This window comes from Klebsiella sp. CN_Kp106 (assembly GCF_040064575.1).
Lineage (GTDB): Bacteria > Pseudomonadota > Gammaproteobacteria > Enterobacterales > Enterobacteriaceae > Klebsiella > Klebsiella michiganensis.
This window is the reverse complement of record NZ_JBEAIG010000069.1, coordinates 104,833-130,515: the sequence shown is the minus strand read 5'-3', so window position 1 is coordinate 130,515 and position 25,683 is coordinate 104,833. Positions and strand designations below refer to the sequence as shown.

The window sequence follows — 25,683 nt, the reverse complement described above, 5'->3', positions numbered from 1 at the left end:
GCGTCAGGCCAGTGCCTGTGCCAGCAGGGTGATGGGGTGTTCGCAGCGTTTGCTGGTGGACATCTCTATCTGCCATTTGCAGGTTTCACAGTCGGTCACCACCAGATCCGCGCCGCTCTCCTCAATTTGCCGGAACAGCGGCGCGCCCATCGCCTGCGATGAGTCGTAGTTCTCCGCCTTGAAACCGTATGTGCCGGCAATACCGCAGCATTGCGAGTCGAGTACCTCCAGCTGCAAGCCGGGGATCAGCCGCAATAGCTCAAGGGTATACAGCGACCAGCCCATTTTTTCCATATGGCAGGGCGTGTGATAGACCACCTTCAGCGGCAGCGTTTTTAGCTTCAGAGGTCGCCCATTATCCAGCTGACGCCAGAGCCAGCGAGTCGCCAGCTCAATCCGGTCGCGGATATCGTGATTATCGATATCAAGGAGATGCGGATATTCATCGCGCAGCGTAAAGGTGCAGGTCGATGAAGTCGCAATAATGGGCAGACTATTTTCCCGCATCGCGATGACGTTGCTCAGCGCCTGCTTGCGCGCTTTCGCAAAAAAACCGTTGGCAATCAGCGGTACGCCGCAGCATTTCTCTTTGCTCAATAACTGCACCCCGATGCCCATGGCGTTGAACACGCGGATAAGATCTTTGCCCAGCTGCGGATTGTTGTAGTTCACATAGCAGCCGTGAAAAAACGCCACCTGCTCGGCGTACTGCCCCTGCCGGGCGGCCAGCTGACGATATGCGCGGCGAAAGGTACCAAAGCCATATTTCGGCAGCGTGCGGCGGTGGTCGATTTTAAGCGCGGCATCCAGTACCCGGCGTACCGGCCTCAGCCCGGTGGTGGCGTTCACCAGCGGGGCAAAGGGCGTGGAGAGGGTGCCCATCAGGTCGGTATGGCTGAGGATCGCATCGCGCAGCGTGGGCTTTTGCCGACCGTACTCCATGCGCGCTCGCTGGATTATATCGCCAATTTTGACGTCCGAAGGGCAGGCAACTTCGCAGCGTTTACAGTTGATGCAATATTTCAATGCCTCGTCGTAGAGCGCGCCGTCTTTCAGGCGCAGGCGTTCGCCGTCCGGCCCGGCCTGTTTTGGCCCCGGATAGCGCGGATTAACCCGGCTAACCGGGCAGGCGGTGGTGCAAACGGTGCATTTTATACAGTGTTCAAAGCGCGTGTCGTTCATGATTCACCTCCGGCAAGCTCGCCGATTAACCCAGCGGCATGCAGCGCGGTCACCGCGCAAACGCCGCCGCCGCATCCCAGCGCGATGGCGTCAAAACCGCCGAGGATCGCGCCTACGGCGAACAGATTCTCCAGCGTCTGCCCCTGAAGCTGCGGGCGCAGATCCGCATCGGTTTTCAGGCCGAAACGCTGCCAGGGCTGAGAGGCAAAAAAGTCCTGCTGATACCAGCGCTCGCGCGGCAGCGTCTGCTGCAGGTCAAGGCCGAGGATCGGCTCGCGCACGCCGCTGCGCTCGGCGACCAGCCCGTTGCTGAAAAAGCTGCCGCTGGCCAGCACCGCGAAGCGCGGGCGCAGCGGGATATCGCCGTGATTGCGCGTCCAGATCGCGTTAACGCTACCGTTGCGGTGGCTGATATCGATGACTTCATCCCCGGTCAGCCAGGTCCCGCCGCTGCGGATAAATTGCCGCTGCAGCTGGGCGTGCAGGCGCATCCCCGGCACTGACGGCGGCAGCGTAGGCAGCAGGCGCAGCGGGCAGGGCAGGCGCTGCTGCAGCCACTGGTACAGGCGATCGTCGGCGAGGCCAAAGCAGGCGGGCATAATCAGTAAATTATGCTGCTGCGCCAGCGGGCGCAGCGCCGCCAGCAGGGCCGGCCAGTGCGCTTCATCGTCCAGCCGGCGGGCAATATTGGCGGCACGAAATTCGGATGGGCTATCGCGCAGCACATCGAGGAGAGGTAAATCTATCTCATGGGCTTCGGCGGTCACGCCGTGCTGGTTCAAAGAGGCGGCGGCAAGATGCGGCTGGAAGTCGCCGAATCCGCTGATGCCGACTACGCCGACGCCGCTGGCGGGCAGCGGCGCGGTGGCGATTTCCTGCGGAGATAGCCAGGCCGCGCGTAAGGTTCCCAGCGGCGTCACGCGCAGATGCGGCTGGCTGGCGTCGCCCTGCATGGCGATACCGCAGTCGGCAAACAGCGCCTGACTCTGGCGGGCGTAATCCATCACCCGTTCGGCGCCGAGCCTGGCATAGAGATGTTCGGGAAGCTGGCGGGCCAGCTGGCCGATGCCGTGAGCGACATCGGTGACGGTGTCGCCATTCGGCAGCGTGGTAAGCAAATCCAGCGAGGCGGAAGAGAAGTGCAGGGCGCTTTGGCCGCGGCTGATAATCACGCTGCGCAGGCCGCGCTGGTTGAGCGCCAGCCCGCAGAGCAGTCCGGCGAGGCCGCCGCCGATGATGGCGCAATCAAACTTCATCCTGATGCTCCTTTTGTAATCCGCACAGGCCGAGATAGACCCAGCGGGTGAACTCGCTTTCGCGCAGCGCGTCCCCCCAGGCCACCGGCTGGACGCCTTTCCAGCGTTCGTTCAAAAATTGAGACAGCTGGGTAAGGGATCGAGCGGAAGTGGTGACGTTAAAACGCGCGAGCAGCCCGGCGGCGCGGCAGGCGCACAGTTCGCCCTGACAGGTTCCCATGCCGACGCGGGTGCGGCGGCGCAGGTCGAGCAGGTTTTTCACCGCCAGGTTTTCGACCGCGTACTGAACCTCGCCGGCGGTCACCGCCTCGCATTCGCAGACCAGGCTGCGGTGCTGGCGGCTATCGCCAAGCCAGGCCGGGGTGCGATCGCCGTGGCGATAGATGGCCGACCCGCGCAGCGACGCAGGTAAAGAGATGATTTTGCGTAGCGTGGCTTCCGCCGGCTCCTGCGAGCCCGGCAGCGGCGTATCGGCGGTCGTACAGGGGACGGTATTTCCGAGCTTGCGGCAGAGCGCATCCGTGGCCCACTCCGCCATCAGACGATAGGTCATCAGCTTACCGCCGGTGATGGTGATAAAGCCCTCCAGTCCGTCGCGCCGGGCGTGGTCGAGCAGCACAATACCGCGACTGACGCTGCGCCCGCTGGGATCGTCATCGCTGGCGACCAGCGGACGTATGCCGGAGTAGGCGCGCAGTACCCGCGTCCGCCCCATGATCGGCGCCAGCTTTTCCCCTTCGCGCAGCAGCGTTTCGACCTCCTCGGCCGTTACCCGGTTGTCGTCAATTTCGTCATAGGGAATATGCATCGAAGTGGTGCCAATCAGCGAAATAGTATCGCCGGGCACCAGGATATCGGCGTCAGCCGGTTTGCGGCAGCGGTTGATAACCTGACGGTTAATGCGGTGGTCGAGGATTAACAGCGATCCTTTTGCCGGAAACATCGAGATGCGCAGGTCGGCATACTCTGCGATGTGCTGCCCCCAGATCCCGGCGGCGTTGACCACCACCTGCGCGCGCAGCGTGCGCGATTCACGGAGCTGATGGTTGTAGATCGTGACGCCATGGACGCGATCGCCCTGACGCAGCAGGCCGGTGACTTCGCAGCCGGTGAGGATAGCGGCGCCATGTTCGCGGGCATCGAGCATATTTGCGGCGGTGAGGCGGAAAGGATCGACGGTGCCGTCGGGGACCTGCACCGCGCCGAGCAGCGCCGGGTTAACCGCAGGCTCAATGCGCAGCGCCTCGGCGGGCGTCAGAGGCTGGGCCTCAATACCCGCCTGCTGGCAGGCGGTGATAAAGGTGTGCTGATACGCCGGATCGTCTTCCGGCAAGGTAATAAAGAGGCCGCTGGTGGGCTCAATGCAGTGCCGGGCGATGCGGCGTAAGATGCGGTTTTCGCTGATACACTCCCGCGCCGATTCGCTATCGGTTACCGCATAGCGCGCGCCGCTGTGCAGCAGGCCGTGGTTGCGGCCGGTCGCCCCGGTGGCGATATCGTAGCGCTCAACCAGCGCCGCCTTCAGCCCGCGCAGCGCGCAGTCGCGCGCGATCCCGGCGCCGGTGGCGCCGCCGCCAATAATAATGACGTCATATTCACGACTATCGGCCATCTCCCTGTCCTCTGTGTTCGTTTTACATCATTTAGCCATATCGACCGCGTTTAATGTTTGATTTCGAGCATATTTGCGCGTAATTCGAGCGTTTGTTGTGACTTTATGCGCATATTGGAAAGTTCTGTCATATTTCTGTAACAAAGTGTGCGACATTTCACAGTATTAGATTTACGCTTTGCCTACTATCGCGACCAAATCAGAAGTCATTGAATAAATTACGTTTTTTTGCGACGACGTCAGAAGAACAGCAATGGCCACGGAGGCTGATATGTTAAGTATATTTAAACCCGCAGCGCATAAAGCGCGTTTGCCAACGGCGGAAATCGATCCGCTATATCGTCGATTACGCTGGCAGATCTTTATCGGTATCTTCTTCGGATATGCCGCTTACTATTTGGTTCGTAAGAACTTTGCTTTGGCGATGCCCTATCTTATCGAGCAGGGGTTCTCCCGCGGCGATCTCGGCTTTGCGCTTTCCGGTATCTCTATCGCCTACGGATTTTCGAAATTCATCATGGGCTCGGTTTCTGACCGTTCGAATCCGCGCATTTTTTTACCGGCAGGCCTGATCCTTGCCGCGCTGGTGATGCTGGTGATGGGCTTCGTCCCCTGGGCGACCTCCAGCATTATGGTGATGTTCGTCCTGTTGTTCCTGTGCGGCTGGTTCCAGGGGATGGGCTGGCCGCCGTGCGGACGTACGATGGTGCACTGGTGGTCGCAGAAAGAGCGCGGCGGTATTGTTTCGGTATGGAACTGCGCGCACAACGTCGGCGGCGGGATCCCGCCGCTGCTGTTTCTGCTGGGGATGGCGTGGTTTAACGACTGGCACGCGGCGCTGTATATGCCGGCTTTCGGCGCGATCCTGCTGGCGATTTTCGCCTTCGCGATGATGCGCGATACTCCGCAGTCCTGCGGCCTGCCGCCGATCGAAGAGTACAAAAACGATTATCCTGACGACTACAGCGAGAAGCACGAAGAAGAGCTGACCGCAAAGCAGATTTTTATGCAGTACATCCTGCCGAACAAGCTGCTGTGGTACATCGCCGTCGCCAACGTGTTTGTTTATCTGCTGCGCTACGGCATTCTTGACTGGTCGCCGACCTACCTGAAAGAGGTTAAGCACTTCGCGCTGGATAAATCGTCCTGGGCCTACTTTCTTTATGAATACGCGGGGATCCCGGGCACCCTGCTGTGCGGCTGGATGTCGGATAAAGTGTTTAAAGGCAACCGCGGCGCGACCGGCGTCTTCTTTATGACCCTGGTCACCATCGCCACCGTCGTCTACTGGCTGAACCCGCCGGGTAACCCGGGCGTGGATATGGCCTGTATGATCATCATCGGCTTCCTGATTTACGGTCCGGTGATGTTGATTGGCCTGCATGCGCTGGAGCTGGCGCCGAAAAAAGCCGCCGGCACCGCCGCGGGCTTCACCGGCCTGTTTGGCTATCTCGGCGGCTCCGTGGCCGCGAGCGCCATCGTTGGCTATACCGTCGATTTCTTCGGCTGGGACGGCGGCTTTATGGTGATGATCGGCGGCAGCGTGCTGGCGGTTCTGCTGCTGATTATCGTGATGCTGGGTGAACGACGCCATCACCAACAGATGAAACAAGCTTAAGGAGCGGCGATGAAAAGCACATTAACCACCCTGATGAGCGGAATGCTGCTAGCCGCGACGGCGCTCTCTTTCAGCGCCGTCGCGGGGGAAAAAATCGTTATCGCCCACCGCGGCGCCAGCGGCTATCTGCCGGAACATACCCTGCCGGCGAAAGCGATGGCCTACGCGCAGGGGGCGGACTACCTCGAGCAAGACCTGGTGATGACGAAAGACGACCGGCTGGTGGTGCTGCATGACCACTATCTGGATCGGGTGACCGACGTGGCCCAGCGTTTCCCGCAGCGGGCGCGTCAAGATGGCCGCTTCTACGCCATCGACTTTACCCTCGCCGAGATAAAGTCGCTGAAGTTTACCGAAGGGTTTGAGCCGAAAGATGGCAAGAACGTGCAAACTTATCCGGGCCGTTTCCCGATGGGTAAATCTGATTTCCGTATTCATACCTTTGAAGAGGAGATTGAGTTTGTGCAGGGGCTGAACCATTCGACCGGCAAAAACATCGGCATCTATCCGGAGATCAAAGCGCCGTGGTTCCACCATCAGGAAGGCAAGGATATTGCCGCCAGCACGCTGAACGTGCTGAAGAAATATGGCTATACCGGCAAGCAGGATAAGGTTTATCTGCAGTGCTTTGACGCCAACGAGCTCAAGCGCATCAAACAGGAGCTGGAGCCGAAAATGGGGATGGATCTCAATCTGGTGCAGCTTATCGCCTATACCGACTGGAATGAGACCCAGCAGAGGCAGGCCGACGGCAAGTGGGTGAACTACAGCTATGACTGGATGTTCAAACCGGGGGCGATGGCGCAGATCGCGCAGTACGCTGACGGCATTGGCCCGGACTACCATATGCTGGTGGCGGAAGGCTCGACGCCGGGTCACGTGAAGCTGACGGCGATGGTGAAAGAAGCCCATGCCAGCAAGCTGCAAGTGCATCCGTATACGGTCCGCGCGGATCAGCTGCCAGCGTATGCAGCGGACGTGAATCAGCTTTACGACGTTCTGTATAACCAGGCGGACGTGGACGGGTTGTTTACGGATTTCCCGGATAAGGCCGTGCAGTTTCTGCACGCTAAGCAGTAAAAAGCCGGGTTTACCCGGCCTGTGAACGGCAGTTTTGTCGGGCGCATAAGCGTTACGCCGCCCGACAAAACTTACATCTCAATTTCGATATCGCCTTTTGCCCGGCAGCAGCAGGGCAGAATCTCTCCCGGCTGGACAAACGCCAGCGGTTCGGTGAGCCAGTCAACCTGCCCCGAAACCAGCCGTAGACGGCAGGAGCCGCAGTAGCCTTCGCGGCACTGATACTCCACGTCGATATTGTGCGATTCCAGAGCCGCCAGCAGGGAGGGATGTTCATCCTGACACTCAAGGCGAGTGTCAGAAATCTTCAAAAAAATGCGTTTCATCAGAGCTGGAAGTTGCTCAGATCGTCGGCGTCGACTTCGGAATCGATCTGTCCGACGAGGTAAGAACTGACTTCCACTTCCTGCGGCGCGACCTGCACGTTATCGGACACCAGCCAGGTGTTGATCCACGGGATCGGGTTGGAGCGGGTCTGGAACGGCAGATCGAGACCTACCGCCTGCATGCGGATGTTGGTAATGTACTCAACGTACTGGCAGAGAATATCTTTGTTCAGGCCGATCATCGAACCGTCGCGGAACAGATAATCCGCCCACTCTTTTTCCTGCTGCGCCGCCTGCACGAACAGGTCGTAGCACGCCTGTTTGCACTCTTCGGCGATTGAAGCCATCTCCGGATCGTCGACGCCGGAACGCAGCAGGTTCAGCATGTGCTGAGTGCCGGTCAGGTGCAGCGCTTCGTCGCGAGCGATCAGACGGATAATCTTGGCGTTACCTTCCATCAGCTTGCGCTCGGCAAAGGCGAAAGAGCAGGCGAAGCTGACGTAAAAACGGATGGCTTCCAGCGCGTTCACGCTCATCAGGCACAGGTAGAGTTTCTTTTTCAGCTCGCGCAGGTTCACGGTAATGGTTTTACCGTTCACGCTGTGGGTGCCTTCGCCCAGCAGATGCCAGTAGCTGGTCAGCTCAATCAATTCATCGTAATAGCTGGAAATGCCTTCCGCGCGTTTCTGAATCTGCTCGTTGGTGACGATATCGTCAAACACCATCGCCGGATCGTTAACGATATTGCGGATGATATGGGTGTAGGAGCGCGAATGTATGGTCTCCGAGAACGCCCAGGTTTCCACCCAGGTTTCCAGCTCCGGAATTGAAATCAGCGGCAGCAGGGCGACGTTCGGGCTGCGGCCCTGGATGGAGTCCAGCAGCGTCTGATATTTCAGGTTACTGATAAAAATGTGTTTTTCGTGTTCCGGCAGCGCCTGATAGTCGATACGGTCGCGGGAAACGTCAACTTCTTCCGGACGCCAGAAGAAGGAGAGCTGTTTTTCAATCAGCTTTTCGAAGATGTCATATTTTTGCTGATCGTAGCGGGCGACGTTCACCGGCTGACCGAAGAACATCGGCTCTTTGAGCTGGTCATTTTTCGTCTGTGAAAAGGTGGTGTATGCCATGAGTGGGGATCCTGTCCTGGAATTATACGCCGGGCGGCGCTTCGCTAGCCCGACCTACATTAGACCGTAGGCCCGGCAGGCAACGCGCCGCCGGGCAATATTATCAAATCTTACATGCGCCGCTTTCGCAGCCGTCGTCCTGGATGGACGGCGCCAGGTCATCCTGGGCATCTTCCGCGCCATCGCGCGTGTTGTGATAGTACAGCGTTTTGACGCCGAACTTATAGGCATTGAGCAAGTCTTTCAGCAGCTGCTGCATCGGCACTTTGCCAGACGGGAAGCGCGTCGGATCGTAGTTGGTGTTAGCGGAAATCGACTGGTCGATAAACTTCTGCATAATACCGACCAACTGCAAGTAACCGTCGTTGTTCGGCATTTCCCACAGCAGCTCGTAGCCGTTCTGCAGTTTTTCGTAATCCGGCACCACCTGGCGCAGGATACCGTCTTTCGACGCTTTGATGCTGACGTGACCGCGCGGCGGCTCAATGCCGTTGGTGGCGTTGGAGATCTGCGAAGAGGTCTCGGACGGCATCAGCGCGGAGAGCGTGGAGTTACGCAGACCGTGCTTTTTGATCGACTCGCGAAGCTGCTCCCAGTCGTAATGCAGGGATTCGCTGACGATAGCGTCCAGGTCTTTTTTGTAGGTATCGATCGGCAGAATGCCTTTCGCATAGGTGGTTTCGTTAAACCACGGGCACGCGCCTTGCTCGATCGCCAGCTCGTTAGAGGCTTTCAGCAGGTAATACTGAATCGCTTCGAACGTTTTATGCGTCAGGTTGTTAGCGCTGCCGTCAGAGTAGCGTTTACCGTGCTTCGCCAGATAGTAGGCAAAGTTAATCACCCCAATACCCAGCGTACGACGGCCCATCGCGCCGCGTTTGGCCGCCGGGATCGGGTAGTCCTGGTAATCCAGCAGGGCATCCAGCGCGCGAACGGCCAGCACCGCCAGCTCTTCCAGCTCATCAAGGCTATCGATAACGCCGAGGTTGAAAGCGGACAGGGTACACAGCGCAATTTCACCGTTTTCGTCGTTTACATCTTCCAGCGGCTTGGTTGGCAGGGCGATTTCCAGGCACAGGTTGGACTGGCGCACCGGCGCGACAACCGGGTCAAACGGGCTGTGGGTGTTGCAGTGGTCCACGTTCTGGATGTAGATACGGCCGGTGGAGGCGCGCTCCTGCATCATCAGCGAGAACAGTTCTACCGCTTTAATGCGCTGCTTGCGGATGCTGTCGTCCTGCTCGTATTGGGTGTACAGGCGCTCAAACTCGTCCTGGTCGGCGAAGAACGCATCGTACAGGCCCGGGACGTCGGACGGGCTGAACAGGGTGATATCGCCGCCTTTCAGCAGACGGGTGTACATCAGCTTGTTGATCTGTACGCCGTAGTCCATGTGACGAACGCGGTTGGCGTCGGTACCGCGGTTGTTTTTCAGCACCAGCAGGCTTTCGACTTCCAGATGCCACATCGGGTAGAAGAGGGTCGCCGCACCGCCGCGGACGCCGCCCTGGGAGCAGGATTTCACCGCCGTCTGGAAGTGCTTATAGAACGGGATACAGCCGGTATGGAAAGCTTCACCGCCGCGAATCGGGCTACCCAGCGCGCGGATGCGGCCGGCGTTGATGCCGATACCGGCGCGCTGAGAGACGTATTTCACAATGGCGCTGGAGGTGGCGTTAATAGAGTCCAGGCTGTCGCCGCACTCGATCAGCACGCAGGAGCTGAACTGACGGGTCGGGGTACGCACGCCGGACATAATCGGCGTCGGCAGCGAGATTTTGAACGTCGACACCGCGTCATAGAAACGCTTGATGTAGTCCAGACGCGTCTCGCGCGGGTAGTTGGAGAACAGGCAGGCGGCAACCAGAATGTACAGGAACTGGGCGCTTTCATAGATCTCACCGGTGACGCGGTTCTGCACCAGATATTTGCCTTCGAGCTGCTTAACCGCAGCGTAGGAGAAGGTCATATCGCGATCGTGCTCGATGAACGAGTCCATCTGCTTGAACTCTTCTTCCGTGTAGTCTTCCAGCAGATGAGTATCGTATTTGCCGTTTTTCACCATTTTCGACACGTGGTCGAACAGCGCTGGCGGCTCAAACTGGCCGTAGGCTTTTTTACGCAGGTGGAAAATCGCCAGACGGGCGGCGAGATACTGGTAATCCGGCGCCTCGCGGGAGATAAGGTCCGCGGCGGCTTTGATAATGGTTTCGTGAATGTCGGCGGTTTTGATGCCGTCATAGAACTGAATGTGGGAACGCAGTTCTACCTGGGAGATGGATACGTTATTCAGCCCTTCTGCCGCCCAATCCAGCACGCGGTGGATTTTATCGAGATTGATGCGCTCGGTGCTACCGTCACGCTTTGTCACCAGCAGACTCTGATTCATGTGGATTATACCTGTCCGTGAAAGAAAATATCCCCCACTTATCCACAGAACGCCGTTGTGACTAACTCTGTGGATAAATACTATATGTAGGGGGTGGTCGATAAAAGAAACGCTATATGGTGAGTATTCTAGTAAGGATTCTTTTGAGTACAAGAGTTGATTTTGACGTTAAATTGAGGTTGCGGAAGGGTAATAATCGCCAAGTCCACGCCACATAAGGCCTGGAGAAGATGTCAATAAATCAGAAAAAAAAATGAAAATTTGATCGAGTGCTGATTTCTTCATCGGAAGAAAAAATCACGCGGCTTGATGCCGCGCAATCATCATAGGAAATACAGCTGACGTTATGCTTTTTTTGCCGTTGTATGCAACATATAGTTAACATCCACCCCTGGCGCCAGCTTGAAGGTATTGGTCAACGGATTGTAATGAAGACCGGTAATATGCTGCTCTTTCAGAATTGTCTCATCTACCCAGCCGATCAGCTCCGCGGGCTTGATGAATTTCTTCACGTCGTGGGTTCCCTTCGGCACCATTTTCATGATGTATTCGGCGCCGACGACCGCCATCAGCCACGCTTTACCGTTGCGGTTAATGGTTGAGAAGAACACCTGACCGCCAGGTTTGACCAGCCGCGCGCAGGCGTGGACGACCGACTGCGGATCCGGAACGTGCTCCAGCATCTCCATGCAGGTAACGACGTCGTACTCTCCGGCGTGCTTCGCCGCGTGCTCTTCAACGGTTTCCTGGACATATTCGACCTGAATGCCGCTCTCCAGGGCGTGCAGTTTCGCCACCTGTAGCGGTTCGAAGCCCATATCCAGACCGGTCACCGCTGCGCCTTCCCGGGCCATGCTTTCCGCCAGGATGCCGCCGCCGCAGCCGACATCAAGTACTTTTTTGCCAAACAGGCCGCCGGAGCGCTCCGCGATATAGCCGAGGCGTAGAGGATTGATGCGATGTAACGGCTTGAATTCGCCCTCTAAATCCCACCAGCGCGAGGCGACGGCTTCAAATTTAGCGATTTCATTATGATCAACATTGTGGGCCACCGACGGTTTTTCGGCATTCATGGGCGCTTTTACTCCTGTTCAGTTCAGACCCGCGAGTATATCAGGCCTCAGGGATGAATAAACCGTCTATCCCTGTCGCCTTTCGCCGCGCGAAAATCATTGGGTATAGGTTTACCCGTATCACCGCGGCTGTGTTATAATTTGCGACCTTTGAATCCGGGATACAGTAGAGGGATAGCGGTTAGATGAGCGACCTTGCGAGAGAAATTACACCGGTCAACATTGAGGAAGAGCTGAAGAGCTCCTATCTGGATTATGCGATGTCGGTCATTGTTGGCCGTGCGCTGCCGGATGTCCGAGATGGCCTGAAGCCGGTACACCGTCGCGTACTATACGCCATGAACGTATTGGGCAATGACTGGAACAAAGCCTATAAAAAATCTGCCCGTGTCGTTGGTGACGTAATCGGTAAATACCACCCTCATGGTGATACTGCCGTGTATGACACCATTGTACGTATGGCGCAGCCATTCTCCCTGCGCTATATGCTGGTAGATGGCCAGGGTAACTTTGGTTCGGTCGACGGCGACTCCGCCGCAGCGATGCGTTATACGGAAATCCGTATGTCGAAGATCGCCCATGAGCTGATGGCCGACCTCGAAAAAGAGACGGTGGATTTCGTCGATAACTATGACGGCACGGAAAAGATCCCTGACGTTATGCCGACCAAAATCCCGAACCTGTTAGTCAACGGTTCGTCAGGTATCGCGGTAGGTATGGCGACGAATATTCCGCCGCACAACCTCACCGAAGTGATCAACGGCTGTCTGGCCTACGTTGAAAATGAAGACATCAGCATTGAAGGGCTGATGGAACACATCCCAGGTCCGGACTTCCCGACCGCCGCGATCATCAACGGTCGCCGCGGCATTGAAGAGGCCTATCGTACCGGTCGCGGTAAAGTGTACATTCGCGCGCGCGCGGAAGTGGAAGCTGACGCGAAAACCGGCCGCGAAACCATCATCGTGCATGAAATTCCGTATCAGGTGAACAAAGCGCGCCTGATTGAGAAAATCGCTGAGCTGGTCAAAGACAAACGCGTCGAAGGCATCAGCGCGCTGCGCGACGAGTCCGATAAAGACGGTATGCGCATCGTGATTGAAGTGAAGCGCGATGCGGTGGGTGAGGTGGTGCTGAACAACCTCTATTCGCAGACCCAGCTCCAGGTCTCCTTCGGTATCAACATGGTTGCCCTGCACCATGGTCAGCCGAAGATCATGAACCTGAAAGAAATTATTGCCGCGTTCGTGCGCCATCGCCGCGAAGTGGTGACCCGTCGTACGATTTTTGAACTGCGTAAAGCCCGCGATCGCGCGCACATCCTCGAAGCGCTGGCGATTGCCCTGGCCAACATCGATCCGATTATCGAACTGATTCGCCGCGCGCCGACCCCGGCGGAAGCGAAGGCCGCCTTAATCGCCCGTTCATGGGATCTGGGCAACGTTTCCGCGATGCTGGAACGCGCAGGCGATGACGCCGCCCGTCCGGAATGGCTGGAGCCCGAGTTCGGCGTACGCGACGGCCAGTACTACCTGACCGAACAGCAGGCGCAGGCGATTCTGGATCTGCGTTTGCAGAAGCTGACCGGCCTTGAGCATGAAAAACTGCTCGATGAATACAAAGAGCTGCTGGAACAGATCGCGGAACTGCTGCACATTCTGGGCAGCGCCGATCGCCTGATGGAAGTTATCCGCGAAGAGCTGGAGCTGGTCCGTGAACAGTTCGGCGACGCGCGTCGTACCGAGATCACCGCGAACAGCGCGGATATCAACATTGAAGACCTGATCAACCAGGAAGATGTTGTCGTGACCCTTTCGCATCAGGGCTACGTGAAGTATCAGCCGTTGACCGACTACGAAGCCCAGCGTCGTGGCGGTAAAGGTAAATCTGCGGCGCGTATCAAAGAAGAAGACTTTATCGACCGCCTGCTGGTGGCCAACACCCACGATACGATCCTCTGCTTCTCCAGCCGCGGTCGTCTCTACTGGATGAAGGTTTATCAGCTGCCGGAAGCCAGCCGCGGCGCGCGCGGCCGTCCGATCGTCAACCTGCTGCCGCTGGAAGCCAACGAGCGTATTACCGCGATCCTGCCGGTCCGCGAATACGAAGAGGGCGTGAACGTCTTTATGGCGACCGCCAGCGGTACCGTGAAGAAAACGGCGCTGACTGAATTCAGCCGTCCGCGTTCCGCCGGTATTATCGCGGTTAACCTCAACGAAGGCGACGAGCTGATTGGCGTCGATCTGACCTCCGGTCAGGACGAAGTCATGCTGTTCTCCGCCGCCGGTAAAGTGGTGCGCTTTAAAGAGGACGCCGTCCGCGCGATGGGCCGTACCGCCACAGGCGTGCGCGGCATCAAGCTGGCCGGCGAGGACAAAGTGGTTTCTCTGATCGTTCCGCGCGGTGAAGGCGCCATCCTGACCGTCACGCAGAATGGCTACGGTAAACGTACCGCAGCTGAAGAGTATCCCACTAAGTCGCGTGCGACCCAGGGCGTTATCTCAATCAAAGTGACCGAACGCAACGGTTCCGTTGTGGGCGCGGTGCAGGTTGATGACTGCGACCAGATTATGATGATCACCGACGCGGGCACGCTGGTACGAACCCGCGTATCTGAGGTGAGCATTGTCGGTCGTAACACTCAGGGCGTGATCCTGATTCGTACTGCGGAAGATGAAAACGTGGTCGGCCTGCAGCGCGTGGCTGAGCCGGTTGATGACGAAGAGCTGGATGCCATCGACGGCAGCGCGGCGGAAGGCGACGAAGATATCGCGCCGGAAGCGGATACTGACGATGACATCGCCGAAGACGAAGAGTAATTCTCTGCGGTAATTGTCTGAAAGGGTCGGGGTTCTCCCCGGCCCTTTTTGTTTTCCCGTTGCGGGACCGTTGTTTTATCGTTACCTTAACGCCATTCTGTTGAGCCCCTGACGGCCGAGCATCGCCACATTGAAATATCTAGCTTCTTTCCATAACACGTTAAAGGTTTCACGCTATCTGTTCAGAGCGCTGGCGATACTGCTGTGGGTGCTGGTCGCTTTTGTTTCGGTGTTTTACATCGTCAATGCGTTGCACGATCGCGAATCGGAAATTCGCCAGGAATTTAACCTCAATGCCGATCAGGCGCAGCGCTACATACAGCGTACGGCCGATGTGATCAAAGAGCTGAAATACGTTGCCGGCAACCGGCCGATGGACGGTAGCGAAGGCGGCGATACGCCGGTGCAGCGCGGCGATATTACGATCCCTAATTTTGAACCGCTCTACCCGGATTCCGACTGCGCGCTGATGAGTACGACCTGGCGTAACTCGCTGCAGTCACTGGCGTGGTTTATGCGCTACTGGCGCGACAATTTCTCAACGGCCTACGACCTCAATCGTATTTTTATGATTGGCAGCGACAATCTGTGTATGGCCAACTTCGGCCTGCGCGATATTCCGCTGGAGCGGGACCAGGCGTTAAAAGTGCTGCATCAGCGTATTGAGCAGTATCGCGACGCGCCGCAAAACGAGCGCGGTAACAATCTGTTCTGGATAAGCCAGGGCGTGCGTCCGGGCGTTGGCTATTTTTATGCGCTGACCCCAATCTATGTGGCGAACCGCCTGCAGGCCATGCTCGGCGTAGAGCAAACCATCCGCATGGAAAGCTTCTTTACCCCAGGCAGTCTGCCGATGAACGTGACGATTCTCGACGATAACGGACAGACGCTGATCTCGCTTGCCGGGTCGGACAGCAATATTAAACCGGATGCGAAGTGGATGCAGGAGCGTCTGTGGTTCGGCTATACCGCCGGTTTTCGCGAGCTGGCGATGAAAAAAAGCCTGCCGCCGTCATCGTTGAGCATTGTCTATTCGGTGCCGGTGGATCAGGTGCTGGAACGCATCCGGATGCTGATACTGAACGCCGTGGTGCTCAATCTGCTTACCGGCGGGCTCCTTTTTGCGCTTGCCCGCATGTATGAACGGCGGATTTTTATTCCGGCTGAAAACGACGCCCAGCGCCTCGAAGAGCACGAGCAGTTCAACCGAAAAATCGTTGCCTCCGCGCCGGTGGGGATCTGTATTTTACGTACGATCGACGGCACCAATATCCTGAGTAACGAGCTGGCGCATAACTATCTCAATATGCTAACCCATGAGGATCGGCAGCGGCTGACGCAAATTATCTGCGGCCAGCAGGTGAACTTTGTCGATGTGCTGACCAGCAACAATACCAATCTGCAAATCAGCTTTGTCCACTCGCGCTACCGTAACGAGAACGTGGCGATTTGCGTGCTGGTGGATGTCTCGACGCGCGTCAAAATGGAGGAGTCGCTGCAGGAGATGGCCCAGGCCGCCGAGCAGGCCAGCCAGTCGAAATCGATGTTCCTTGCCACCGTCAGCCACGAACTGCGAACGCCGCTGTACGGGATTATCGGTAACCTCGATTTATTGCAGACCAAAGAGCTACCGAAGGGCGTCGATCGTCTGGTGACGGCGATGAACAACTCTTCCAGCCTGCTGCTGAAAATTATTAGCGACATCCTCGATTTCTCGAAAATTGAGTCCGAACAGCTCAAAATTGAGCCGCGGGAGTTTTCGCCGCGCGAGGTCATGAACCATATTTCCGCCAACTATCTGCCGCTGGTGGTGCGGAAACATCTCGGGCTGTACTGCTTTATTGAACCTGACGTACCGCAGCTGATGTCCGGCGATCCGATGCGCCTGCAGCAGGTTATTTCAAACCTGCTGAGTAACGCGATTAAGTTTACCGATACCGGCTGCATTATCCTGCACGTAGAGCGGGCGGAGGATTATCTGCGCATCAGCGTGCGCGATACCGGGGAAGGGATCCCGGCGAAAGAGGTCGTACGCCTGTTTGACCCGTTCTTCCAGGTGGGGACCGGCGTGCAGCGCAATTTCCAGGGGACCGGACTCGGTCTGGCGATTTGTGAAAAGCTTATCAGCATGATGGATGGCGATATTGCCGTTGAAACCGAGCCAGGTATGGGCAGCCGCTTCACTATTCGTATCCCGCTTTATGGCGTACAAAATACGCCGTCGCCGAATATTGATGGCCTGGCGGAAAAATGCTGTTGGCTGGCGATTGATAACAGCTCGCTGGCGCTTTTCGTCGAGCAGTTGCTGAAATATCACGGTATTCCGGTCCGTCATTTTGACGGGCAAGCGCCGGGCGCGGAGGATATTCTGTTGACCGATAGCGAGACGCATGACGCCTGGGACGGCGGCGCGATGGTGATCTTCTCTCGTCGGCATATCGGTATTCCACAGGAGCGGGCGCCCGGCGAGTGGCTGCATAGCGTGGCCACGCCGCACGAGCTGCTGCCGCTGCTGGCCCGCATCTTCCATATTGCCATGGCCAGTACGGAAAACGGCCCTGCGCTATCCGCGGCGGATGCGCAAACCGCCAGCAATGATGACATGATGATTCTGGTGGTGGACGATCATCCGATTAACCGACGTCTGCTGGCCGATCAGCTGGGATCGCTGGGCTATCAGTGCGTGACGGCAAATGACGGGGTCGATGCGCTGAATGTCCTGAGCAAGCAGCATATTGATATCGTGCTCAGCGACGTCAACATGCCGAATATGGATGGTTATCGCCTGACCCAGCGCATTCGCCAGCTAGGGCTTACGCTGCCGGTTATTGGGGTGACCGCCAACGCGCTGGCGGAGGAGAAGCAGCGCTGCCTGGAGTCCGGTATGGACAGCTGCCTTTCAAAACCGGTCACTCTGGATATTATCAAGCAGACGCTGACGGTCTACGCCGCGCGGGTACGTAAGGGCAGGGAATAAAAGACGTTTCCCGGATAGCGCCGCGCTATCCGGGAAGAGAGACGTTAGTCTTTGTCCGTTGAGCTCAGGGAAACGGAAGAGAGGTAGTTGAGCAGGGCGATATCGTTTTCCACGCCGAGCTTCATCATCGCCGATTTTTTCTGGCTACTGATGGTTTTGATACTGCGGTTGAGCTTTTTGGCTATCTCGGTGACCAGGAAGCCTTCGGCGAACAGACGCAGCACTTCACTCTCCTTGGGCGACAAACGTTTGTCACCGTAACCGCCGGCGCTGATTTTTTCCAGCAGGCGCGACACGCTTTCCGGGGTGAATTTTTTGCCTTTTTGCAGCGCGGCGAGCGCCTTAGGCAGATCGGTCGGCGCACCCTGTTTCAGGACGATCCCTTCGATGTCCAGATCCAGAACCGCGCTCAGGATCGCCGGGTTGTTGTTCATTGTCAGTACAATGATTGACAGGTCCGGGAAATGACGCTTGATGTATTTAATAAGCGTAATGCCATCGCCGTATTTATCACCGGGCATCGATAAATCGGTAATCAGGACGTGTGCGTCCAGTTTAGGCAGATTGTTGATTAATGCGGTGGAGTCTTCAAACTCGCCAACAACGTTCACCCACTCAATTTGTTCAAGTGACTTACGAATACCGAACAGTACGATCGGATGGTCATCGGCAATAATTACGTTCATATTGTTCATGTATTAGGCTACCTTGCTACAGCAAGCTCTTGACGTAAACGTCAATGTCGCTGATATATTTTTCTATGCCTTGCGCATCTTTTTCACGAATCAGATGCTCAAGCGTTTCACATAACTGCTTGCCGGGTACCAGATTTAGCATAGCAAATGCCCCTTTGAGGCGGTGGGCGGTTTGCGCCAGCGCGGCGAAATCGCCCGTCGCCAGTTCATTATACAGCCTCTTAACATCATCTGGTACCGTGTCAGCAAACAGCGTGTAATAGCCGCTGGCATGCAGTTCGGCGTTACTTTCGTTCCCGGGAGAGGATGGCTGCTCCTCTTCCTCAGCAAGCTGCTGCTCAATCAATTGCAGGATAGCTTCCTGCAGCGCAGCGCTGATATTAAAGTTTACGCGGAGCTGACCAGGACCAATCTTATGAACCCGGGCTTCATCATCGCTTAAAAGCAAGCCCGAAGCAGTAAGATTAGACGGATTATCCGTTAAAAAGAGATCATATTGTTGACTTGTGATTCTGTCATCCGGGGTGATGCAGGTAGCTCCCCAACTCTCCAGCTGACGGGTCACGATACGGCGGACTTCATTGGCGGTCACATCAAGCATAATCACCACTTCATCCAGCAGATGTTCACCCGAATCACTCTCCTCCGCGCTGGCGGCCATTTTTAGATGCAGGGAGTAGCGGGTACCCAGCGATTCGCGCGCTTTGATATTGAGCTGTCCGCCGAGCTTGCGCGTCAGGCGATCGCAGAGCCAGAAGGTGAGGGCGTTGGCTTTGCCGTAAAGGTCTGCCTGCGTATCGTTGAGGAACGGGAAGTGCATATTGTCGATTTCGTTCGCCGAAACGCCGTTGCCGGTATCCAGAATACGGAAGGTCAGACGATCGTCCGCGGATTCATCTTTACTGACTTCCAGGGTTATTTTGCCAATAGACGTGGTGGTCACCGAGTACTGAATCAGCAGTAAAAGGGTGCGGCGCAGGGCGTCGCGATCGCCGTAGCGCTGCTCATTGGCCGGTAGCGAGTTGTTAATCAGCAGCTGCAGACCTTTGCGTTTGATGATGGGCAGGACTTCAGGTACCACTTCATCGATCAATTCCTGAATTGAGAACAGGTCCTGAACGCTCTTCCAGCTATCGCTCTCCAGCAGATTTGCCAGCTCTATTTCATCAACCAGCTGTACCAGTTCATCGGCATGCTGGGCCAGCCTGCGGCTTTCGGCCATGCCGAGCGCCGCAGCTTCTTCCGCCAGCGTTTGCGCCGGCTGTTTCAGCGCCGCGCCGATATGCTGCATAAACGCCGTACGGCCCTGCTGGTTTTTCTCATACAGGCGCTGGGCCTGCTTGAGTTTCTTATTCACCAGCACCTCGCGGTCCTGATCGCGAATAATAAAGATTTGCGTGCGCGGCGACACCTGGCTGCGGAACTGACGGATTTCATACAGTTCATTGTTCACCGTCGCCTGAATCACGCCCTGGTGCTGATCGGCCATGTTGATGATGTTTTGCAGATTCAGATGCGGCAGCAGATGATCGGCAATCGGATTGCTGATCACCGTCCGGTTAGCTTCCTGATCGTGCACCAGCAGCCCCAGCGGCAGCAGAGAAACAATCTCTTCATGAATGGCGCGCTGGGCGCGTAATTCACTATTGGCGGCCGAGGAAACGGCCGTCCCTACGATGCTTTTGCGGCCGCTGTAGTGACGGAAGGTGGTAAATCCGAACAGCGCCAGCGCCAGCAGGCCAATGTTCAGCAGCAGCGGCAGTAAAATACTCTGCAAGGACTCCAGAATCAGCTCGCTAAAGGGCACCATCCAGACCAGGCGCATACCGGTGGTATTAATTGTGGTAATAATTTCAATCTGCGGGCCGTTAAAGTTAATGCTGACGATGTCGGCGGTTTCTTTATCCGGATTGGCGCTGACGTTCTGCGACGGATCGGGCTCCAGGCGGAAACTCTCCAGCGACATACTGGGAGGGATGAGATCGTTAATGGGCAGATCGAAGGCCACAACGGTCGCCAGGTGGCCGGGCTGGTTAAAGGTGGTGCGTAAGGTGAAGTAGTAGCCGTTTTGCCAGGCGAGGTGGCGCAGCGACGAAAACGTCTCGCGTTCATCTAACGTGTTGGCCTGCAGCAGCATTTCTGCCCGCCGTGATTCAACGACGCTGCTGATGGTCGACTCTTTGAAGCTGGAGGAGAGATCTTTTAACGGCAGCGTTGAAACCAGAATCAGGCTGTTATCCAGGCCGTTAAGGTAATACATCGACCAGGGAATGGTCTCGGCGCCCCACAGGATATCGAGATAGTTGGAGATTTTTTGCGTCATTTCCAGCGTTGAGCTGTCATGAGAGCCAAAAATCAGCGCTTCAGTTTTGCGCCGGGGTTTCTCAAGGTAGTAAACGTCCTGCTTTAAACGCGTCTCTTGTAACCCTGTTTCTGCGGCTGAACTGGACGAGGTCGCGGCAATGTTGTCATAGATTTGCCAGGTGGCGTAGCGCCAGGTATCAATGCGTTTATGTAAGTCGTAGCTGACATCGACAACCTGGTAGCTTTTATCTTTTAGCCAGGTGTTAACGGCGCTTTGGATCATGACCCCCATCGTCGCCAGCAGGACGATGACCATGAGAATAAAGAAGCGGGTAATGTTACCGGGTATCAGGGAAAATTTTTTCGGGGTCATCGTGTGAGAGTACGACTCATCAGTATGTGTAAACGGACTGTTGCACCAAGTTAACCGGGGGCAGCGCAGATGCTATGAACAGTATAAAGGTTAACGCCCAAAATCCATACATCTGAATACCATACAACGACTTTTTTGCCTTGAGATTTATCCCAAACCCGCGCGGTGAGCAAAGATGTACAGCACGATTGATTTTGTACAATTGTTTACGGATTGACTAACGGAAATAGCACTAAATAACAAGAAATTATATAAACAGCCTTGAGTTTATTCGCAAGCTGTTTGATTAATAACCGTTATTTTTTTCGCCGGTAGCATGGAATAATTAAAGATGTGTAAAGAAGGGTAAAAAAAACCGGATGCGAGGCATCCGGTTGAAATAGGGGTAAACAGACATTCAGAACTGAATGACGGTAATAAATAAAGTTAATGATGATAGCGAGGGTAATTTTAGTCGCAGACGAGAATTTTGTTTTACCATTCAGTGCTATAGATATGTAACCCTGTAACTCATTGACAGGGATTAAAAATTTTTATTTTTTGATTATTAGTGCTTATTCCGATACCCATTTAGGGCCGAAAAAAAGTTCCCTCACATTTACAAATTGAAACATCTTGTGGGTATTTTGAAACATCTTAGAAGTTTTAGTATCATATTCTTGTTGGATTATTCCGCGTTTTGCAGCACAATGAAATAGCCGACTGATTAGAAGGGTAATCAGTAAGCAGTGGCAATAATAAAAGGCATATAACAAACAGAGGGTTAATAACATGAAAGTTAAAGTACTGTCCCTCCTGGTACCGGCACTGCTGGTAGCAGGCGCAGCGAATGCGGCTGAAGTCTATAACAAAGATGGCAACAAATTAGACCTGTACGGTAAAATCGACGGTCTGCACTATTTCTCTGACGACAAATCTTCCGATGGCGACCAGACCTACATGCGTCTGGGCATCAAAGGCGAAACTCAGATCAACGACCAACTGACCGGTTACGGCCAGTGGGAATACAACGTTCAGGCAAACAACACCGAGAGCTCCAGCGATCAGGCGTGGACTCGTCTGGCATTTGCTGGTCTGAAATTCGGCGACGCGGGTTCTTTCGACTACGGTCGTAACTACGGCGTTGTCTACGACGTAACTTCCTGGACTGACGTTCTGCCGGAATTCGGCGGCGACACCTACGGTTCTGACAACTTCCTGCAGTCTCGCGCTAACGGCGTGGCAACCTACCGTAACTCTGACTTCTTCGGTCTGGTTGACGGCCTGAACTTTGCTCTGCAGTATCAGGGTAAAAACGGCAGCGTAAGCGGTGAAGGTTCGACTAACAACGGTCGTGGTTGGAGCAAACAGAACGGCGACGGTTACGGTACCGCTTTGACTTATGATATCTGGGAAGGTATCAGCGCTGGTTTCGCGTACTCTCACTCTAAACGTACCAGCGATCAGAACACAGTTCCTGCTCTGGGCCGCGGCGACAACGCTGAAACCTACACCGGTGGTCTGAAATATGACGCCAACAACATCTACCTGGCGACTCAGTACACCCAGACCTACAACGCAACTCGCGCTGGCAACCAGGGTTTTGCTAACAAAGCGCAGAACTTCGAAGTGGTTGCTCAGTACCAGTTCGACTTCGGTCTGCGTCCGTCCGTGGCTTACCTGCAGTCCAAAGGTAAGGATCTGGAAGGCTACGGCGACCAGGATATCCTGAAATATGTTGATGTAGGCGCTACCTACTACTTCAACAAAAACATGTCCACCTACGTTGACTACAAAATCAACCTGCTGGACGACAACAGCTTCACTCGTAACGCCGGTGTTTCTACCGACGACATCGTTGCTCTGGGCCTGGTTTACCAGTTCTAAGCACGCTGAAGTTTGAAAAAAGGCGCCGATGGCGCCTTTTTTTATGCCCGGTTTAACCTTGCTGGTGTACTCTTTGCGCCTTAGCCAGAGGAAGCCAATTTTATGGATATCACTTTTTTCCGCGCCGCCCTGTTCGGCGCCTGCGTATTACTTTCAGGCTGTGATTCAGCCACCACTCCCCAGACGCCAAAATCCGCCGCCACCGTGCTGGAAGGTAAAACCATGGGCACATTCTGGCGGGTTAGCGTCATCAACGTTGATGAGGCGAAGGCCGAGGCGCTGCGCCAGAAAGTTCAGGCTCAGCTGGATGCCGACGATCGTCTGCTTTCCACCTGGAAGAACGATTCAGCGTTGATGCGCTTTAACCATTCGCCGGGTACCTCGCCGTGGCCGGTCAGCGAGGCGATGGCGGATATCGTGACGATGTCGCTGCGCATTGGCGCAAAAACCCATGGCGCCATGGATATCACCGTCGGGCCGCTGGTCAATTTATGGGGTTTTGGCCCGGATAAACAGCCGGTCAAAACGCCGGATGCGCAGCAGATTGCCGCGGCGAAAGCGCGCAGCGGATTACAGCATCTGACGGTGATCAACCAGGCCGGCAAGCAGTTTCTGCAAAAAGATATTCCGGATCTGTTTGTCGATCTCTCTACCGTGGGTGAAGGCTACGCCGCCGATCATCTGGCGCGCCTGATGGAGCAGGAGGGGATCTCGCGCTACCTGGTCTCGGTGGGCGGCGCGCTGGCGAGCCGGGGAATGAATGCGGAAGGGCAGCCGTGGCGGGTGGCGATCCAGAAGCCAACCGATCGCGAAAACGCGGTACAGGCGATCGTTGATATCAACGGCCACGGCATCAGCACCTCCGGCAGCTATCGCAACTACTATGAGCTGGACGGTAAGCGCATCTCGCACGTTATCGATCCGCAAACCGGGCGGCCTATCGATCATAAACTGGTTTCGGTGACCGTTATCGCCCCGACGGCGCTGGAAGCCGACGGCTGGGACACCGGGCTGATGGTGCTGGGGCCGGAAAAAGCGCGGGACGTGGTACGCGAACAGGGGCTGGCGGTCTATATGATTATCAAAGAGGGGGACGGGTTTAAAACCTGGATGTCGCCGCAGTTCCGCACTTTCCTCGTTGGCGAGAAAAATTAAAGCGCAAGATTTCGGGTTTTTGATGACGGACTTCGGCCCACACTGAAGATACACTTACAGCAGGAGTCCGTGATGAAAACGATAATGATTGATACCGATGAGCGCCGCTGGCAGGCGGTATGCGAACGCGATGCCAGCGCCGATGGTCAGTTTGTCTTTGCCGTGCTGACCACCGGCGTCTGCTGCCGCCCCTCCTGCCGCTCGCGCCGCGCGCTGCGGGAAAATGTTCGCTTTTATCCTGATGTGGCAAGCGCGCAGGCGGCAGGCTTTCGTCCGTGCAAACGCTGCCAGCCGGAAAAAACCGATCCGCAGCAGCAGAAGGTAGAGAAAGTAGCTGCCGCGTGCCGTCTGCTGGAGCAGGAGACGCCGATAACGCTGGAAGCGCTGGCACGCCAGCTTGCGGTCAGCCCCTTTCATTTTCACCGCCTCTTTAAATCCGTCACCGGAATGACCCCTAAAGCCTGGCAACAGGCGTGGCGCGCTCGCCGTTTACGCGAAGCGCTGGGACAGGGGGCGAAAATTACCGATGCGGCGCTCTCTGCCGGTTTTCCGGATAGTAGCAGCTACTACCAGCAGGCTGACGCCGCGCTGGGAATGACCGGCCGCCAGTTTCGCCGCGGCGGGGGGGATATCGATATTACCTGGGTATGCGGCGACGGTCCGCTGGGACGCTGTCTGGTGGCTGAGAGTGAGCGGGGCGTGTGCGCCGTGCTGCCCGGAGAGGACGACGCCTTGCTCTATGCGGAATTAGCCAGCCTGTTCCCCAATGCGCGGCTGCATCCGGGCGACGAGATTTTTCGTCAGCGGGTGGTGCAGGTATTTTCCCATCTTGATGACCACCGGCAGCCGTTTTCCCTGCCGTTGGATCTGCGCGGCACGGCGTTTCAGCTTCAGGTCTGGCAGGCGCTGCGTCAGATCCCGGCGGGGGAGACCCGCAGCTATCGCCAGGTGGCGCAAAGTATTGGTCGCCCCCGCGCGGTGAGGGCGGTGGCAAGCGCCTGCGCTGCGAATAAACTGGCGCTGGTTATTCCCTGTCATCGGGTCGTTCGCGAGGATGGGGCGCTATCCGGCTATCGTTGGGGGACGGCGCGCAAGGCGCTGCTGCTGGCGCGAGAAGCGTCATCCGAGGAGAAATAATGCTCGATCTTTTTGCCGATACGCCGCCCTGGCAGGAGCCGCTGGCTCCGGGGGCGATAATTTTGCGCCGCTACGCCCGAGAGCGCGCGCCGGCGCTTTTGCAGGCAATCAGCGAGATTGCCTGTCGTTCGCCTTTTCGCCAGATGGTTACCCCCGGCGGCTATACGATGTCGGTGGCGATGACCAACTGCGGCGAGCTGGGCTGGACCACCAACCAGCACGGCTATCTTTATGCTGCCGACGATCCGCTGACGGGCAAGCGCTGGCCGCAGATGCCGCCGCTTTTCCGCGAACTGGCCGCAGAAGCGGCGGCGGCGAGCGGCTATGCGCGCTTTACCCCGGATGCGTGTCTTATCAACCGCTATCAGCCGGGAACGAAGCTGTCGCTGCATCAGGATAAAGACGAGCAAAACCTGCGAGCGCCGATTGTTTCCGTCTCTCTGGGGCTTCCGGCGATATTTCAGTTTGGCGGCCTGCGGCGTAACGATCCGCTGCAGCGGGTGCTGCTGGAGCACGGCGACGTGGTGGTCTGGGGCGGCGAATCGCGGCTGTTTTACCACGGTATTCAACCGCTGAAAGCGGGCATCCATCCGGCTACCGGCGGCTGTCGTTACAATCTCACTTTCCGCCTGGCGGGTAATAAAGAATAAAAATAAGAATTATTCTTGCTGTCATCGTCGAGCAGTTTAAA

At 56.4% G+C, this 25,683-nt stretch carries 17 protein-coding genes; 8 read left to right on the top strand and 9 right to left on the bottom strand.

The genetic code is table 11. The features are described from left to right. Nucleotides 1–3 precede the first annotated feature (3 nt). The 3 genes from glpC to glpA are packed head-to-tail and all read right to left on the bottom strand — an operon-like array spanning nt 4 to nt 4,050. A complete protein-coding gene (gene glpC, locus ABLU96_RS24045) occupies nt 4–1,182 on the bottom strand; it encodes an anaerobic glycerol-3-phosphate dehydrogenase subunit GlpC (RefSeq protein WP_049069292.1) in 1,179 nt (392 codons plus the stop codon). Next, nucleotides 1,179–2,438: a glycerol-3-phosphate dehydrogenase subunit GlpB gene (gene glpB / locus ABLU96_RS24040; RefSeq protein ID WP_064404447.1), complete on the bottom strand. Its 1,260-nt coding sequence runs from the start codon at nt 2,436–2,438 to the stop codon at nt 1,179–1,181. Before glpB ends, glpC begins: the two co-directional genes overlap by 4 nt. Next, the gene (gene glpA / locus ABLU96_RS24035; RefSeq protein WP_064404449.1) at nt 2,428–4,050 is read right to left on the bottom strand and encodes an anaerobic glycerol-3-phosphate dehydrogenase subunit A; all 1,623 of its coding nucleotides are present in this window, start codon (nt 4,048–4,050) and stop codon (nt 2,428–2,430) included. The genes glpB and glpA overlap by 11 nt, the downstream gene beginning before the upstream one ends. Before the next feature lie 271 nt (nt 4,051–4,321). Here glpA and glpT point away from each other — a divergent pair, with 271 nt between their 5' ends. Both glpT and glpQ read left to right on the top strand, forming a co-directional pair. Then, complete coding sequence (glpT, locus tag ABLU96_RS24030; RefSeq protein ID WP_004852762.1) at nt 4,322–5,668, top strand: glycerol-3-phosphate transporter; 1,347 nt, start codon at nt 4,322–4,324, stop codon at nt 5,666–5,668. A gap of 9 nt (nt 5,669–5,677) precedes the next feature. Next, the gene (gene glpQ / locus ABLU96_RS24025) at nt 5,678–6,748 is read left to right on the top strand and encodes a glycerophosphodiester phosphodiesterase (protein WP_032750694.1); all 1,071 of its coding nucleotides are present in this window, start codon (nt 5,678–5,680) and stop codon (nt 6,746–6,748) included. A 71-nt stretch (nt 6,749–6,819) separates the two neighbouring features. Here the strand turns inward: glpQ and yfaE are convergent, their stop codons facing one another. From yfaE to ubiG, 4 genes are all read right to left on the bottom strand, one after another. Then, the gene (gene yfaE, locus ABLU96_RS24020) at nt 6,820–7,074 is read right to left on the bottom strand and encodes a class I ribonucleotide reductase maintenance protein YfaE (protein WP_004104002.1); all 255 of its coding nucleotides are present in this window, start codon (nt 7,072–7,074) and stop codon (nt 6,820–6,822) included. After that, nucleotides 7,074–8,204: a class Ia ribonucleoside-diphosphate reductase subunit beta gene (gene nrdB / locus ABLU96_RS24015; RefSeq protein WP_004852757.1), complete on the bottom strand. Its 1,131-nt coding sequence runs from the start codon at nt 8,202–8,204 to the stop codon at nt 7,074–7,076. The genes yfaE and nrdB overlap by 1 nt, the downstream gene beginning before the upstream one ends. A 103-nt stretch (nt 8,205–8,307) precedes the next feature. After that, the gene (nrdA, locus tag ABLU96_RS24010) at nt 8,308–10,593 is read right to left on the bottom strand and encodes a class 1a ribonucleoside-diphosphate reductase subunit alpha (RefSeq protein WP_048260699.1); all 2,286 of its coding nucleotides are present in this window, start codon (nt 10,591–10,593) and stop codon (nt 8,308–8,310) included. Nucleotides 10,594–10,937: 344 nt separating this feature from the next. Then, on the bottom strand, nt 10,938–11,666 hold the full coding sequence (ubiG, locus tag ABLU96_RS24005) for a bifunctional 2-polyprenyl-6-hydroxyphenol methylase/3-demethylubiquinol 3-O-methyltransferase UbiG (protein WP_014230217.1): 729 nt from the start codon (nt 11,664–11,666) through the stop codon (nt 10,938–10,940). 185 nt (nt 11,667–11,851) lie between these two features. Here ubiG and gyrA point away from each other — a divergent pair, with 185 nt between their 5' ends. Together gyrA and rcsC are read left to right on the top strand one after the other, a co-directional pair. After that, a complete protein-coding gene (gyrA, locus tag ABLU96_RS24000) occupies nt 11,852–14,485 on the top strand; it encodes a DNA topoisomerase (ATP-hydrolyzing) subunit A (RefSeq protein ID WP_004852752.1) in 2,634 nt (877 codons plus the stop codon). A 130-nt stretch (nt 14,486–14,615) separates the two neighbouring features. Continuing rightward, complete coding sequence (gene rcsC / locus ABLU96_RS23995; protein ID WP_064404451.1) at nt 14,616–17,462, top strand: two-component system sensor histidine kinase RcsC; 2,847 nt, start codon at nt 14,616–14,618, stop codon at nt 17,460–17,462. A gap of 44 nt (nt 17,463–17,506) precedes the next feature. Here rcsC and rcsB read toward each other — a convergent pair whose 3' ends face one another. After that, the gene (rcsB, locus tag ABLU96_RS23990; RefSeq protein ID WP_004103995.1) at nt 17,507–18,157 is read right to left on the bottom strand and encodes a response regulator transcription factor RcsB; all 651 of its coding nucleotides are present in this window, start codon (nt 18,155–18,157) and stop codon (nt 17,507–17,509) included. Between the two features lie 16 nt (nt 18,158–18,173). Then, complete coding sequence (gene rcsD, locus ABLU96_RS23985) at nt 18,174–20,834, bottom strand: phosphotransferase RcsD (RefSeq protein ID WP_064391605.1); 2,661 nt, start codon at nt 20,832–20,834, stop codon at nt 18,174–18,176. A 771-nt stretch (nt 20,835–21,605) separates the two neighbouring features. Here rcsD and ABLU96_RS23980 point away from each other — a divergent pair. The 4 genes from ABLU96_RS23980 (at nt 21,606) to alkB (ending at nt 25,642) form a co-directional block, all read left to right on the top strand. Beyond that, the gene (locus tag ABLU96_RS23980; RefSeq protein ID WP_064404453.1) at nt 21,606–22,700 is read left to right on the top strand and encodes a porin OmpC; all 1,095 of its coding nucleotides are present in this window, start codon (nt 21,606–21,608) and stop codon (nt 22,698–22,700) included. Between the two features lie 102 nt (nt 22,701–22,802). Then, on the top strand, nt 22,803–23,855 hold the full coding sequence (gene apbE / locus ABLU96_RS23975) for an FAD:protein FMN transferase ApbE (RefSeq protein WP_025106709.1): 1,053 nt from the start codon (nt 22,803–22,805) through the stop codon (nt 23,853–23,855). A 72-nt stretch (nt 23,856–23,927) separates the two neighbouring features. After that, nucleotides 23,928–24,992, top strand: coding sequence for a bifunctional DNA-binding transcriptional regulator/O6-methylguanine-DNA methyltransferase Ada (gene ada / locus ABLU96_RS23970; RefSeq protein WP_064404455.1), 1,065 nt, complete (start codon nt 23,928–23,930; stop codon nt 24,990–24,992). Further along, nucleotides 24,992–25,642 carry a DNA oxidative demethylase AlkB gene (gene alkB / locus ABLU96_RS23965; protein ID WP_064404457.1) on the top strand — a complete coding sequence of 217 codons (651 nt, stop codon included), beginning with the start codon at nt 24,992–24,994 and terminating at the stop codon, nt 25,640–25,642. Before ada ends, alkB begins: the two co-directional genes overlap by 1 nt. The last annotated feature ends 41 nt before the right edge of the window (nt 25,643–25,683 follow it).

Bases quoted from the DNA above. Each gene is read 5' to 3' on its own strand.
- glpQ (WP_032750694.1), top strand. From the start codon at position 5,678: ATGAAAAGCACATTAACCACCCTGATGAGCGGAATGCTGCTAGCCGCG.
- ada (WP_064404455.1), top strand. From the start codon at position 23,928: ATGAAAACGATAATGATTGATACCGATGAGCGCCGCTGGCAGGCGGTA.
- glpT (WP_004852762.1), top strand. From the start codon at position 4,322: ATGTTAAGTATATTTAAACCCGCAGCGCATAAAGCGCGTTTGCCAACG.
- apbE (WP_025106709.1), top strand. From the start codon at position 22,803: ATGGATATCACTTTTTTCCGCGCCGCCCTGTTCGGCGCCTGCGTATTA.
- ABLU96_RS23980 (WP_064404453.1), top strand. From the start codon at position 21,606: ATGAAAGTTAAAGTACTGTCCCTCCTGGTACCGGCACTGCTGGTAGCA.
- nrdA (WP_048260699.1), bottom strand. From the start codon at position 10,593: ATGAATCAGAGTCTGCTGGTGACAAAGCGTGACGGTAGCACCGAGCGC.
- glpB (WP_064404447.1), bottom strand. From the start codon at position 2,438: ATGAAGTTTGATTGCGCCATCATCGGCGGCGGCCTCGCCGGACTGCTC.
- alkB (WP_064404457.1), top strand. From the start codon at position 24,992: ATGCTCGATCTTTTTGCCGATACGCCGCCCTGGCAGGAGCCGCTGGCT.
- yfaE (WP_004104002.1), bottom strand. From the start codon at position 7,074: ATGAAACGCATTTTTTTGAAGATTTCTGACACTCGCCTTGAGTGTCAG.
- rcsB (WP_004103995.1), bottom strand. From the start codon at position 18,157: ATGAACAATATGAACGTAATTATTGCCGATGACCATCCGATCGTACTG.
- nrdB (WP_004852757.1), bottom strand. From the start codon at position 8,204: ATGGCATACACCACCTTTTCACAGACGAAAAATGACCAGCTCAAAGAG.
- glpA (WP_064404449.1), bottom strand. From the start codon at position 4,050: ATGGCCGATAGTCGTGAATATGACGTCATTATTATTGGCGGCGGCGCC.
- glpC (WP_049069292.1), bottom strand. From the start codon at position 1,182: ATGAACGACACGCGCTTTGAACACTGTATAAAATGCACCGTTTGCACC.
- gyrA (WP_004852752.1), top strand. From the start codon at position 11,852: ATGAGCGACCTTGCGAGAGAAATTACACCGGTCAACATTGAGGAAGAG.
- ubiG (WP_014230217.1), bottom strand. From the start codon at position 11,666: ATGAATGCCGAAAAACCGTCGGTGGCCCACAATGTTGATCATAATGAA.
- rcsD (WP_064391605.1), bottom strand. From the start codon at position 20,834: ATGACCCCGAAAAAATTTTCCCTGATACCCGGTAACATTACCCGCTTC.